We start from the raw sequence: 13,579 nt of genomic DNA, 5'->3' as shown, positions 1-13,579 counted from the left end.
ATAGGTCGGGTTGGCGAGGTGTAACCCAACAGGATTCGGCTTCGAATGTTGGGTTACGGCTGGCGCCTAACCCAACCTACGGGGCTTAAAGGCTGCACCGGGTCAAGCCCTCATATCGTCCATCGGCTTTTCCCCTCGGGCCGCCGGTATGACGGGCTTTTTTATTATTTAACCCGCATGCCGGGCTGCGCGCCCGCATCCGGGCTCAACACCCACAAATCCTGGCCGCCCGGCCCGGCGGCCAGGACCATCCCTTCCGACACGCCGAAGCGCATCTTCCGGGGAGCGAGGTTCGCGACCACGACGGTCAGCTTGCCTTCCAGGTCCGCCGGCGCATAGGCCGATTTGATGCCGGCGAAGATGTTGCGGGTCTCGTCGCCGATGTCGACGGTCAACTGCAGCAGTTTGTCCGAGCCTTCGACAGGCTCGGCTTTAACGATTTTCGCGATGCGCAAGTCGATTTTCGCGAAGTCGTCGTAGGCGATGGTTTCCGCGGTCGGTTCGCAGGTTTTGGCTTTTGGCTGGCTGGGGGTTTTTTCGAGATTTTCTTTCGAGGCCTCGACGATGGCGGCGATTTTGTCCGCTTCGACGCGGGTCATCAGCGGTTTGAACGGATTGATCGCGTGGTCGAGCAGCGGACCTGCCAGATTTGGCCAGGGCTGCGGGCCGATGTTCAGGAAGTCCTCGGCGTCGGCCGCCAGCTTGGGCAGCACCGGGCGCAGATAGGCCGCAAGCAGGCGGAATAGATTCACGCCCATCGAGCAAACCCTATGCAATTCATCGTCTTTACCTGCTTCCTTCGCGATCACCCAGGGCTTTTTTTCGTCGATATACTGGTTGGCCTTGTCCGCGAGCGCCATGATTTCGCGCATCGCCTTGCCGAATTCGCGCGTTTCGTAATGCTGGGCGATCGTCTCGTTCGCGTCGATGAAGTCTTGCCACAAGCCGGGCTCCGCGCATTGCGCAGCCAGCTTGCCGTCGAAGCGTTTGGCGATGAAGCCGGCGCAGCGGCTGGCGATATTGACGACCTTGCCGACCAGGTCTGAATTGACGCGCTGGGTGAAATCATCGAAGTTCAGATCGATGTCGTCGACGCCGGCACCGAGCTTTGCGGCGAAATAATAGCGCAGGTATTCCGGATTCAGGTGATCCAGGTAAGTGCGCGCGGTGATGAAGGTGCCGCGCGATTTGGACATCTTTTCGCCGTTCACGGTCAAAAAGCCGTGCGCGAAGATCGCGCTGGGCGTTCTGAACTTCGCGCCGTGCAGCATCGCCGGCCAGAACAGGGCGTGGAAATAGATGATGTCCTTGCCGATGAAATGGTACAGTTCGGCATCGCTGTCTTCGGCCCAGAATTCGTCGAAATTGATGCCCCGGTTGTCGCACAGGTGCTTGAAGCTGGCCATGTAGCCGATCGGCGCATCGAGCCAGACATAGAAATATTTGCCGGGCGCATCCGGAATTTCGAAGCCGAAATACGGCGCATCGCGCGAAATGTCCCATTGCTGCAGGCCGCCTTCGATCCATTCGGCCATCTTGTTGCGGACTTCCGGCTGCAAGTGGTCGCCGTCGTTGACCCAGTCGCTCAGCATCCCTTCGAAATCGTTCAGATTGAAGAAGTAGTGGACCGAATCCTTCTCGACCGGCTTGGCGCCGGAAATAGCCGACACCGCGTTTTTCAACTCGGTCGGCGAATAGGTCGCGCCGCAGGCCTCGCAGTTGTCGCCGTACTGGTCGGGCGTGCCGCATTTCGGACAGTCGCCCTTGATGAAGCGGTCCGGCAGAAACATGTTTTTGACCGGATCGTAAGCCTGGGTGATCGTGCGCGAGCTGATATGGCCGGCTTCCTTCAGGCGCCGATAAATCAATGAGGAAAACGTCCGGTTTTCCTCGGAGTGGGTGCTGTGGTAGCTGTCGAAAGCGACGCCGAATTCGGTGAAATCGGCCAGATGTTCCTTGCCGACCCGCGCGATCAGGTCTTCCGGCGTGATGCCTTCCTTGTCCGCGCGCAGCATGATCGGCGTGCCGTGCGTGTCGTCCGCGCAGACGTAATAGCATTGCCGGCCGCGCTGTTTCTGGAACCGCACCCAGATGTCGGTTTGAATGTATTCGACCAGATGCCCGAGATGGATCGGGCCGTTGGCGTAGGGCAGGGCGCTGGTGACTAATATTTTTCTCTCGGACATGATCGATACGTAAGCGTAGGTTGGGTTGTCTTCGCCAACCCAACCTCTATTCGCGATGAGGCGGATACGAAGACAAACAAGTTTGGTATTATCGCATAACTTACGCGCATCTTTCGAATATGGCAGCGGATGCTCATCACCTATCACTTTACCCCGTTCCATAAAAGGCGGGCAAAGGGATGCCGTTTTGCAGGCAGCGCTTCAGTCGGCGCAGACCGCGGATGAACCAGGAGACCAGGCTGCGGCGGAGTTTCCTGAAGCTCCAATGGTCGGGGTCACTTTGTTCCCCGGTTTTTTTTCGAGCGGCGTCGGACGCGCCAGGGCGTCGTCCTGGCCGACGCGGACGCACCAGTACATCGCCAGCGCCATGATCAGGACCAGTCGCTCCAGGCGGTCCGCGTGCCAAAGCTGTGAGCTCCCCAGGTCGAAGCCCCGGCCCTTGAAGTCGGAGAACATCGGCTCGATGGCCCAGCGCGCGGCATAGTCCAGCACCGACGCCCGCGACGGAGGGCAGTCCATCGCGATGATCCAAGGGTCTGGATGCCCGGCTTCGTGGAGGATGCCCAGGTTCGTCATGAGCCCCTGTGTGAACAGCCTCACCCCCGACAGATAACGTTCCGCCACGCCTTGTGCCAACTGACCGGTGATGGTCTCGTCGCCATGTCCGGTGTCCGCCAGCACGTTGCCTTTCAGCCGCAGCCGGTAACCCCAACCGTGGGTCTGGACCCAGCCGAACAGAGCGGCTGAGGGGTAGAACCGGTCCGCCGAGAGCAGCACCTGCGCCCCCGCAGGCAGCCAGGCCCGCACCTGCTCCAGCAGCCTTTGCTGACTCTCGAAGCCGATGTTGGCCGGCCCCGCCTCCGCCCGCCAAACTAAGGGCAGCGCCCGGTCGCCGACCCTCAGGGCCACCACCAGCAACGCCATCCGGTCGCCCAAGTCAGTCTGGTCCATAGCCAGCAGCACGGTCTGGCCGTTCCGCGCGGCCTTAGCCAGCGCCTCCCGTGTGAACGGCTCCATCACCCTCGGGGCGAGCAGCAAGGGATTCTTCAGCAAGCGCCTCAGCCATTGTTCGCGCATGTCCTGCCGCTCGGTCTCCAAAGGCAGCAGATTGGCCAGTTCCACGGTGTTCGGCGTCTGGCCTTCGATCATCGCACCCACGGCCAGCGCCAATTTCCCTACCACCGTCTTGCGCAGCCTCGGAAGTGCCCCCGCAAGCCCGTGCTCCACTTCATTCGCCAGTTTTCTTACAGTTCCCAAGCTTACCTTGAATCAAAAGTTGCAGAGGGGGATAGTTTATCTGAAACTGATAGGTGATGAGCAGCGGATGTCGGAAGTATTGTAAAATGGGCTATATTCCGAGTAAATTGATAGGTTTTTTCCTGAAAATTATCTCGATTTCTTCATTCATTATCCGGAACGAAAAAATGGCTAGCATCGAAAAGGTTGATGTCGAAAACCGCTTGAGAAGTGTTATTGATCCGAATCACGGGCTGGATCTGGTTACCGCCAAGTCGGTCAAATCGATCGCGGTCGACGGGGCGGACGTCGGAGTCAAACTGGAGCTCGGCTATCCGGCCAAAACCTATCTACCGGAACTGAAAGCGGCGGTCGAAGCGCATCTGAAGGCGCTGCCCGGCATCGGCAAGATCACAGTCGATGCCGGCGTGAAGATCATCGCGCACCAGGTGCAGCAGACTCTGAAGCCGCACAGCCAGGTTAAAAACATCATCGCGGTCGCCTCGGGCAAGGGCGGGGTCGGCAAATCGACGACCGCGGTCAATCTGGCGCTGGCGCTGGCCGCGGAAGGCGCGAATGTCGGGATTCTCGATGCGGACATTTACGGCCCCAGCATTCCAACCATGCTGGGCGTATCCGGCTACCCGGTCAGCCACGACAACAAGACGATGCAGCCGAAGATTTCCTTCGGGATTCAAACGATGTCGATCGGCTATCTGATCGATGCGGGCCAGCCGATGATCTGGCGCGGGCCGATGGCGACGAATGCGCTGCAGCAATTATTGCGCGATACCGCCTGGGACAAGCTGGATTATCTGATCGTCGACCTGCCGCCCGGCACCGGCGACATTCAACTGACCCTGGCGCAGCAGATTCCGGTCAGCGGCGCGATCATCGTGACCACGCCGCAAGATATTGCGCTGATAGACGCGCAGCGCGGTCTCGGCATGTTCGAGAAGGTCAACGTGCCGGTACTCGGCATCGTCGAGAATATGAGCGTGCACATTTGCAGCCAGTGTGGGCATGCGGAGGCGATTTTCGGCGAAGGCGGCGGCGCGCTGATGGCCGAAACCAACCATGTCGATTTTCTGGGCGCTTTGCCGCTGGATATCCATATCCGCCAGTTCGCCGATTCGGGCAGGCCGACCGTGGTGGCCGAACCGGATAGCCGCGCGGCCGCGATTTACCGGGAAATCGCGCGCAAGATGGCGGCGAAGCTGGCGTTGAAGGCGAAGGATTTCAGCGCGCGGTTTCCGAATATCGTGATTCAGAACACCTGAGCGGCTATTTGGATGCCGGTTTACGAACCCACCCTCTAGGGAGGGCTGATGATGCATCCAAATAGCGGAAGAAGCGTTATCCACCCGAGTTCGGGATAAGCCATGGGGTCTGAGGCAGCAGATTGACTTTGATAAATGAGAGCATGGGGTTGTTGTTTCTTATCCCGAATTCAGGTTTCAAGTAGGGTACGCTGTGCGTACCGTTTGCCGCCGAAAAATGTACGCACTCGGCAATTGCTCTGTCCCTAGACCACCCTTGTGGTGGCATTGCTCTCGATCGCGTGTTCCTGACGCGATCTATCTCCCCCATCCATGGGGTCGTACCTCCTGCTCCCTGCAGTCGAGCGTACCCTACGAAGCGCTCCCTCAGCGTCTGCCGATTCCCTTCAGATTAGGTTGGCTAAAACAGATTTTTTTACGCGAAAAGGGGCGCTCTGGATTTCTTATCCCGAACTCAGGTTTTATATTGTTTGTAGGCGTTGATCAGTCCGTTCGTGGAACTGTCATGGCTGGTGATGATCCGGTCGTTTTTCAGTTCGGGCAGGATCACCTTGGCCATCACCTTGCCGAGTTCGACGCCCATCTGGTCGAACGAGTTGATATTCCAGATCACGCCTTGCGTGAAAATCTTGTGCTCGTAAAACGCGATCAGAGACCCCAATGTTTTCGGAGTCATTTTTTTATATAGGAAGGAATTGGAGGGTTTATTGCCGTCGAACACTTTCGAGGCGACCAGCACCCGGTCTTCCCGTTCTTCCGGCGACAGCCGGGCTTTGACTTCTTCCTCGGTCAGGCCGTTCATTAGCGCTTCCGGCTGGGCGAGGAAATTGGAGATCAGAATATCATGGTGCTCGGGCAGAGGATAATGGCTGTTCGCGGCGGCCATGAAATCGCACGGGATCAGCTTGGTGCCCTGATGGATCAACTGGAAAAAGGCGTGCTGGCCGTTGGTGCCAGGCTGGCCCCAGATGATCGGGCCGGTGCTGTAATCGACCCGATTGCCGTCCAGATCGACGCTTTTGCCGTTGCTTTCCATGTCGCCCTGCTGCAGGTAATCCGCGAAATAGCGCATCGACTGGTCGTAAGGAATCACCGCGTGCGAATCGGCGCCGAAAAAATTGTTATACCAGACGCCGAGCACGGCCATGATGACCGGAATGTTCTGGTTGAACGGCGTATGGCGAAAGTGCAGGTCGGCCTCATGGGCGCCTTGCAGCAATTCTTCGAAGTTGTCCATGCCAATGTACAGTGCGGTGGACAGGCCGACCGACGACCACAGCGAATAGCGGCCGCCGACCCAGTCCCAGAATTCGAACATGTTATTGGTATCGATGCCGAACCGGGCGACATTTTCCGCGTGCGTCGAGATCGCGACGAAATGTTTCGGAATCGATCCTTCGGATCCGGATCGCTCGATAAACCAGTTTCTGGCCGATCGGGCGTTCATCATGGTTTCCGGGGTGCTGAACGTTTTCGAGGTGACCACGAATAAAGTCGTCTCTGCGGACAAAGGCTTCAGTGTTTCGACCAGATTGGTCTGGTCTACATTCGAAACGTAGTGGACTTTGAGCTGATCCGAACCGTAAGGGGACAGTGCCGCGGATACCATTTTGGGACCCAGGCCGGAGCCGCCGATGCCGATGCTGACGATATCGGTGATGGCCCGGCCGCTGTAGCCTGTCCAGGCGCCCGATCTGACCGTTTCGCAAAAGGTGCGCATTTGGGCCAGTACGCGGTTGATGTCCGGCATTACATCCTTGCCGTCGACATACACGGGGGTGTTGCTGCGGTTACGAAGGGCCGTATGCAGAACGGCGCGGTGTTCAGTGATATTGATGATTTCACCGGTGAACATCGCCTCGATTTTCTGCCTGAGCCCTTGCGACTCGGCCAGGCCGACAAGGAGGGCGAGGGTTTCTTCGTGGATGCGGTTTTTGGAGTAATCGAAAATGATATCGTTGAATTGGAGAGAAAACTTTTTGAAGCGGTCCGGGTCTTTCCTGAAAACTTCCCGCATCGATTCGTTTTGAATGTGTTGAAAGTGGGTTTTGAGTGCGGTCCACGCTTTGGAATGAGTCAATGTCGACATTTTTAGGGACTCCAAATCTAAATAATCCGAATTATGGTGTAAGTCTAATTGGTACACTGCTGAAAAGCTGATTTAAAATTATAATCCATTGAAATTTAATGATTTCCAAAATTTACGGGGTTTGGGCTTACACCTCTCATAATCGAAATGGCGGCTGGTAACATGACTGCTTGTTTTAGCGCCGCTCACTTTATGGCCTTGCAAGCTCCTTGCTCCCCAACCACGGCCTCTCTGGCAACCCCGTTATTCAACTGCCTTTAATCGGCAAACCCTACCCTAATCCGAGTTCGGGATAAGCCATGCTGTCTGAGGTAACAGATTGACTTTGATAAGAGAGAGCTTGGTTTTGTTGTTTCTTATCCCGCACTCAGGTTTCAAGTAGGGTACGCTGTGCGTACCTTTTTCGGCGTTAACGGTACGCACAGCGTACCCTACGCAGTGATCCATCAGCCCCTGTCGATTCCCTTCAGATAGGTTGGCTAAAACAGATTTTTTTACGCGAAAAGGTGCGGGCTGGATTTCTTATCCCGAACTCAAGTTACCCTAACAGCACTCAGGTTCGAGCGAGCAGCGCCAGTACTGATCTTCCTTTTCGAATATGCGGCGACTTTCCTCCGGACCCCAGGAGCCTGCCGGGTAGGTGGCGATAGTGTCGCTCTCTACCGCCCAGGTTTGCAGGATGGGTTCGACAATGCGCCAGGCGTTTTCCACTTCGTCGAAGCGTAAAAACAGCGAACGGTCGCCAATCATCACATCGTGCAGCAAGTCCACATAAGCATCGATCGCTTTTTCATCGGGACTGCAGTAGCTGGCATCCAGGCTGGCGGTTCGGGTACGCATTTCCAGCCCCGGCTCTTTGATCGTCATTTCAATTTTGATGCATTCATCCGGCTGTATACCTAACAATACCCAATTGGGATTCATGCATTGAATGTGGGTGTTGCGGAAAAAGTTCATCGGCGGATGACGAAAGCTGATGGCAATGGTCGACCGGCTTTCGGCCATGCGCTTGCCGGTCCGCAGATAAAACGGTACCCCACGCCAGCGCCAGTTGTCCACATACAGTTTCATGGCGGCATAGGTCTCGGTTATGCTGCCAGCCGGAATATTGTCTTCTTCACGGTAGCTTTTGACCGGCTGGCTGTTGATGGTGCCCCGAGCATACTGGGCGCGAAAAGTATAGGCATGTACGGCGGATTTGGGGATTGGCCGCACCGACTTCAGCACCTTGACCTTTTCATCGCGCAGGGCTTCGGCGTCCATGGTGGCGGGTGGCTCCATGGCTACCATGGTCATTAATTGCAACAAATGACTTTGCAACATGTCGCGCATGGCACCGGCCTCGTCGTAATAGCCGCCGCGCGACTCGATACCAAATGCCTCGGAATGGGTAATCTGCACATGGTCGATATAATTACGGTTCCACAACGGCTCCAGCATGGCGTTGGCGAACCGGAATACCAGCAGGTTCTGCACCATGCCTTTGCCCAAATAATGATCGATGCGGTAGATCTGCTCTTCCGACAGGTACTGGCCGATACGGCTTTGCAAAACTTGGGCGCTTTCCAGATCGTAACCGAACGGTTTTTCGATGATTACCCGTCGCCAGCCCTCTTCCTGCTTCAACGCGTTGACCTGGCTCAACTGCTGGATGACGTTACCGAACTCGTTGGGGCTGATCGACAGATAAAAGGCGCAGTTTCTGGGAAACGTCGGCTGGCTCAGCAAAGTAGCCAGTCCCCTGTAGCATTCGGCATCGTCGATATCGCCTCTGTGGTATTCCAGCCGCGCGCAAAAGCGTTGAAAATGAGTTGCGTCCGGTTTGTCCCAGGCTTTGGCCTCGATCATTTGCCTGACCTCTGCCAGCCATTGCGCACGATCCCAGGGCCGCCGTCCGATGGCAACAATTTTGGTGGAGGCGGGCAGTTTGTCCTCCATTTCCAGGTGATACAGCGCCGGTATCAGTTTGATGCGGGATAAGTTGCCGGTTGCGCCAAAAATGACATAAGTGCAAGAATCGTCGGTCATGATCGTTGGTGGGTTTGAAACTGGAAAAACCGGAGCTGCCCCGTTGCTATCGTTTATACCGTGTAGGTGGAGGAAGCGGTCTTGCCGCCGCGCCCGGTCCAGTCGGTATGGAAAAACCGGCCGCGCGGCTGGTCAATGCGCTCGTAGCTGTGGGCGCCAAAATAGTCGCGCTGGGCTTGCAGCAGATTGGCGGGCAGACGGGCGCTGCGGTAACCATCGTAATAAGCCAGTGCGCTGGAAAACGCCGGGGTGGGGACGCCCAGTTCGATGGCGGTCATCACCGCCTTGCGCCAACCCGCCTCGGCCGTTTGCATGGCGTTGGCGAAAAAGTCGGCCAGTAGCAGGTTTTCCAGTTGCGGATTGTCGGTGTAAGCCTGTTTGATGTCACCCAGAAACGCGCTGCGGATGATACAACCCCCACGCCACATCAGAGCAATATCACCATAGTTAAGTGTCCACCGGTATTCGCTGGCCGCTTCGCGCATCAGGCGGAAACCCTGGGCGTAGGAAATGATCTTGGACGCATACAGGGCCTGACGGATGGCTGCGATCATTTCCGCCTTATCGCCGTCGAAACGTTTGAGCGTGCGCGGCAGACGCTCGGCAGCACGGACCCGCTCGTCTTTCATGGCCGACAAGCAGCGGGCGAACACGGCTTCTCCAATCAGCGTCAGCGGAATCCCCAGTTCCAGCGCGTTGATGCCTGTCCATTTGCCGGTGCCTTTCTGACCGGCGCTATCCAGTATCTTGTCCAGCAACGGCTGCCCGTCGCTGTCCTGATAGGCGAGAATATTGGCGGTAATTTCAATCAGGTAAGAACTGAGTTCGGCCTTATTCCACTCGGCAAACACGCCGGCACATTCCTCAGCCGTCAGTCCAAGCCCATCGGTCAATAACTGATAGGCTTCGCAGATCAGCTGCATATCGCCGTATTCAATACCGTTGTGCACCATTTTCACATAATGTCCGGCGCCCTGATCGCCTACCCACTGACAACAAGGTTCGTCATTCACCTTGGCGCTGATGGCCTGCAAAATGGGTTTGACCCGCTCCCAGGCCTGTGGATTGCCGCCCGGCATGATCGATGGTCCGTGGCGCGCGCCTTCTTCGCCACCAGAAACCCCGGTGCCGATATACAAAATACCCTGTTGTTTCAACGCATCGGTACGGCGATTGGTATCGGTATAGAGCGAATTACCGCCGTCGACAATCATGTCGCCGGGTACCAGCAAGGGAACCAGTTGTTCAATGTATTGATCCACCACCGCCCCGGCCTTGACCATCAGCATCACAATGCGCGGCGCAGCCAGTTGGTCCACCAGTTCCGGCAACGAATAGGCGGCAACCACCTGAGTGCCGGCAGCCTGCCCCTTGATGAATTCATCGGTTTTGTCGGCACTGCGGTTATGCACAGTCACCTTGAAGCCGTGATCGTTCATGTTCAAAACCAGGTTTTGCCCCATTACCGCCAGGCCAATCAGGCCAATATCCGCCTTGGTCATCGGAAATCCTCCTTAATGTGTCATAGAAAAAATATTGCAAACTGTTGACGCCGGTTGAGAAGCCGGCGACATTTCTTCAATAGTGTGCCCCAACTGCTCCTCGGCCAGTTTCTCGGTAAGGAACAGGGTATGTTCGGCCATGTATCAACAAGCATGCCCGAAAGGAAAAATACTGATTCAATCCGCCAAAAGAGCGGCTGCGTGATGCCGAAGGTGATCCTCGATGAAGCTGGCGATGAAGTAATAGCTGTGGTCGTAGCCGGGTTGGCGCCGGAGGGTCAGGGGGTAGCCGGCTTCGGTGCAGGCCGCTTCCAAGGCCTCGGGCTTGAGCTGTTCGACAAGGAAATTGTCGTCCTGCCCTTGGTCCACCAGCAGGAGCAGGCGCTCGCGGGCGGTGGCGATCAACTCGCAGGCATCCCAGGCGCGCCAAAGGGTTTCGTCCGTTCCCAGGTAATGGGTAAAAGCCTTGCGCCCCCAAGGACAGTCCCCGGGATGGGTGATCGGGGAAAAAGCCGACACCGAGCGGTAGCGTCCCGGGTTGCGCAGAGCACAGACCAGTGCCCCGTGTCCCCCCATGGAGTGGCCGCTGATTGCCCGGTTCTTGGTAACCGGAAAATGAGCCTCGATCAAGCCCGGCAATTCGTTCACCACGTAGTCGTGCATGCGGTAGTTGCGATTCCAGGGCTCTTCCGTCGCATCGACATAGAAGCCGGCGCCAAGGCCGAAGTCCCAGGCGCCTTCGGGATCACCGGGCACCTGCTCGCCGCGGGGACTGGTATCGGGAGTCACGATGGCGATGCCCAGGGCCGCCGCTACCCGCTGGGCTCCTGCTTTCTGCACGAAGTTTTCATCGGTACAGGTGAGGCCCGAGAGCCAGTATAGAACCGGCACCGGGCTCTGCTCCGCCGCGGGCGGAAGATAGATGGAGAAAGTCATCTCGCAGCCCACGGATAGAGCATGATGGCTATAGCGTTGCTGCCAGCCGCCAAAAGATTTACTGGAGGCGACGAGGTTGAGTGTTTCTTTCATGAGTTATCCGTAATTTGTTCCATTTCGATAGGCTGAATGCCCGAGCGTTGAAGTAATAATTCAACTGTTTTTGTTTTGCCCCGTTGAATCTGTTTAATCTGCCGATTCAAAAGTGCTATAGCGCTGTGGTGCTTCGCGGCCTGTTTTTTGTGCCACGCCATGTGCTCGCGTAGTTGGTCAATAGTCATTCGGGTTCACCATCGAAAATCAGACTGGCATTGTGCGCATCGTCACGCAGGCTGCAGGCAAACAGCAACGATCTTGTGGCCGTCCAGGTCGCGTGCGTAAGTCGCGTAGGCATTGGGGGCGAAGCTGCGGGGGCCGGGAGCGCCGGCGTCCTGCCCACCAGCGGCCAGGGCGCGCTTGTGGAACTCGTCCACCGCCGCCCGGCTGGGTGCCGCAAAGCTCACCGTGACCCCGTTGCCGACGCTGGCCGGCTGGCCGTCGGCGGGTTTCAGCACGAAAAACTCGGGCGCGGATTCTCCCCAGATGGCGGCTGTCTCCGAGTCGGCCACTCGTTGGTAGGCAAGGGCGGAAAGCACTTGGTCGTAAAAGGCGCGGGCCCGTTCCAGGTCGTTGGTGCCGACGGTGATGTGGGTAAAGATGGCCATGCAAGTCTCCTGCGATTGAGTGGATCAGTGGTTGAAATGAATAACGGTACGGATGCTCTTGCCTTCGTGCATCAGATCGAAGGCTTGGTTAATATCTTCCAGCCCCAGGGTGTGGGTGATGAAGACGTCCAGGGGAATCTCGCCACGCTGGGCACGCTCCACATAGCCTGGCAGCTCCGAGCGGCCGTGCACCCCGCCGAAGGCGGAGCCACGCCAGACCCGGCCGGTGACCAGTTGGAAAGGACGGGTGCAGATTTCCTCGCCGGCGCCGGCGACACCGATGATCACGGATTGCCCCCAGCCCTTGTGGCAGGATTCCAATGCGGAACGCATCACCTTTACATTGCCGATGCACTCGATGGAGTAATCCACGCCGCCGTCGGTGAGATCGACGATGACCTCCTGAATCGGCCGGTCGTAGTCCAGCGGGTTGAGGCAATCGGTGGCGCCGAGTTGTTGGGCGATCTCGAATTTGGCCGGATTGATGTCCACGGCGACGATACGCGAGGCTTTGGCCATCACCGCGCCGATGATTGCGGAGAGCCCGATGCCCCCGAGGCCGAACACGGCGACGGTCGCGCCTTCCTCCACTTTGGCGGTGTTCATGACTGCGCCGATACCGGTGGTCACCCCGCAGCCCAGCAGGCACACTTTCTCCAGCGGCGCCTCCTTGTTAATCCGGGCCACTGCGATTTCCGGCAGCACGGTGTATTCGGAGAAGGTAGAGGTGCCCATGTAGTGGAAGATGGGTTTGCCGTCCTTGCTGAAGCGGCTGGTGCCGTCGGGCATCAGGCCCTTGCCCTGGGTAGCGCGGATGGCCTGGCATAGGTTGGTCTTCCCGGACAGGCAAAACTTACACTTGCCGCATTCCGGCGTGTACAGGGGAATGACGTGGTCGCCCACTGCCACGGAGGTGACACCTTCGCCAACCGCCTCGACGATACCGCCCCCCTCGTGACCGAGGATGGCGGGAAAGATGCCTTCCGGATCGGCGCCGGACAGGGTATAGGCATCGGTATGGCAAACACCGGTGGCGACAATGCGCACCAGCACCTCGCCCGCCTTCGGCGGGGCCACATTGACTTCAGTTACTTCCAGGGGCCGGCCACTGCCCCAGGCAATAGCCGCACGAGATTTGATCATTTTGCACCTACGATTTTGCGTTAATTAACTTGGTCAAAGATTCCGGCGGCCCCGTCAATGAATCCTTCACAATAAGCGTCATTTGCACTGCCCGGAAGATTCAGTGAAAGTGTCTCGGATAAGCGCTGGAGACGGCTGTGAGCCCCTTCCGACGGCTGCCAGAAGGCCACCGGTCTCAGGTCAGCAATCCGTTTTAAGTCGTCATAAGTAGCGGATTCCAATGCCCAATGCTCTCCCTGTGCGAATCCCTCAGCCCGTTGACGCTCTGAGTTGGATTTTTTGCTTACCTTCAAACGCTCGATACCTGCTTCTAGGTTCATATGCTTTCTTTTTAAGTTCTCGATGGATACAGCGGTCTCGAATGCTTCCTTGGCAATAGCGGACCAGTTGAGGTCAAGTTCGTCCATGCTGACCTTGAGTTCGTCCGGGACAGAGATATTGATTCGTGCCATTTTTTGCTCCGATAGTCATCATA

11 protein-coding genes are annotated in these 13,579 nt (G+C 57.2%); 1 reads left to right on the top strand and 10 read right to left on the bottom strand.

Annotated features, from left to right (window positions below):
- Positions 1 to 164: 164 nt before the first annotated feature.
- Positions 165 to 2,186, bottom strand: coding sequence for a methionine--tRNA ligase (metG, locus tag CC94_RS0102960; RefSeq protein ID WP_031429760.1), 2,022 nt, complete (start codon positions 2,184 to 2,186; stop codon positions 165 to 167).
- A 201-nt stretch (positions 2,187 to 2,387) separates the two neighbouring features.
- Positions 2,388 to 3,443 (bottom strand): transposase, encoded by a 1,056-nt coding sequence (locus tag CC94_RS0102955; RefSeq protein ID WP_005368514.1) that lies wholly within the window; start codon positions 3,441 to 3,443, stop codon positions 2,388 to 2,390.
- Positions 3,444 to 3,610: 167 nt separating this feature from the next.
- Between CC94_RS0102955 and apbC the strand changes: the two genes are divergently transcribed.
- Positions 3,611 to 4,702 carry an iron-sulfur cluster carrier protein ApbC gene (gene apbC / locus CC94_RS0102950; protein ID WP_031429758.1) on the top strand — a complete coding sequence of 364 codons (1,092 nt, stop codon included), beginning with the start codon at positions 3,611 to 3,613 and terminating at the stop codon, positions 4,700 to 4,702.
- Positions 4,703 to 5,156: 454 nt separating this feature from the next.
- Here apbC and pgi read toward each other — a convergent pair whose 3' ends face one another.
- The 8 genes from pgi to CC94_RS0102910 form a co-directional block, all read right to left on the bottom strand.
- Positions 5,157 to 6,791 (bottom strand): glucose-6-phosphate isomerase, encoded by a 1,635-nt coding sequence (pgi, locus tag CC94_RS0102945; protein WP_005373804.1) that lies wholly within the window; start codon positions 6,789 to 6,791, stop codon positions 5,157 to 5,159.
- Positions 6,792 to 7,334: 543 nt separating this feature from the next.
- Positions 7,335 to 8,819 carry a glucose-6-phosphate dehydrogenase gene (zwf, locus tag CC94_RS0102940; protein ID WP_005373802.1) on the bottom strand — a complete coding sequence of 495 codons (1,485 nt, stop codon included), beginning with the start codon at positions 8,817 to 8,819 and terminating at the stop codon, positions 7,335 to 7,337.
- A 53-nt stretch (positions 8,820 to 8,872) separates the two neighbouring features.
- A complete protein-coding gene (gene gnd, locus CC94_RS0102935) occupies positions 8,873 to 10,321 on the bottom strand; it encodes a decarboxylating NADP(+)-dependent phosphogluconate dehydrogenase (RefSeq protein WP_031429756.1) in 1,449 nt (482 codons plus the stop codon).
- A 177-nt stretch (positions 10,322 to 10,498) separates the two neighbouring features.
- Positions 10,499 to 11,350, bottom strand: a complete 852-nt coding sequence (fghA, locus tag CC94_RS0102930) for an S-formylglutathione hydrolase (RefSeq protein ID WP_005373800.1) — start codon at positions 11,348 to 11,350, stop codon at positions 10,499 to 10,501.
- The gene (locus CC94_RS0102925; RefSeq protein WP_031429754.1) at positions 11,347 to 11,538 is read right to left on the bottom strand and encodes a hypothetical protein; all 192 of its coding nucleotides are present in this window, start codon (positions 11,536 to 11,538) and stop codon (positions 11,347 to 11,349) included. The genes fghA and CC94_RS0102925 overlap by 4 nt, the downstream gene beginning before the upstream one ends.
- 42 nt (positions 11,539 to 11,580) lie before the next feature.
- On the bottom strand, positions 11,581 to 11,961 hold the full coding sequence (locus CC94_RS0102920; protein ID WP_005373799.1) for a VOC family protein: 381 nt from the start codon (positions 11,959 to 11,961) through the stop codon (positions 11,581 to 11,583).
- Between the two features lie 24 nt (positions 11,962 to 11,985).
- Positions 11,986 to 13,104 carry an S-(hydroxymethyl)glutathione dehydrogenase/class III alcohol dehydrogenase gene (locus CC94_RS0102915; RefSeq protein WP_005373797.1) on the bottom strand — a complete coding sequence of 373 codons (1,119 nt, stop codon included), beginning with the start codon at positions 13,102 to 13,104 and terminating at the stop codon, positions 11,986 to 11,988.
- Between the two features lie 20 nt (positions 13,105 to 13,124).
- Positions 13,125 to 13,556 carry a hypothetical protein gene (locus tag CC94_RS0102910; RefSeq protein ID WP_005373796.1) on the bottom strand — a complete coding sequence of 144 codons (432 nt, stop codon included), beginning with the start codon at positions 13,554 to 13,556 and terminating at the stop codon, positions 13,125 to 13,127.
- Between the last annotated feature and the right edge of the window lie 23 nt (positions 13,557 to 13,579).

This window comes from Methylomicrobium agile (assembly GCF_000733855.1).
Lineage (GTDB): Bacteria > Pseudomonadota > Gammaproteobacteria > Methylococcales > Methylomonadaceae > Methylomicrobium > Methylomicrobium agile.
The sequence above is the reverse complement of the archived record's forward strand: the minus strand, read 5'-3'. Positions and strand labels throughout refer to the sequence as shown.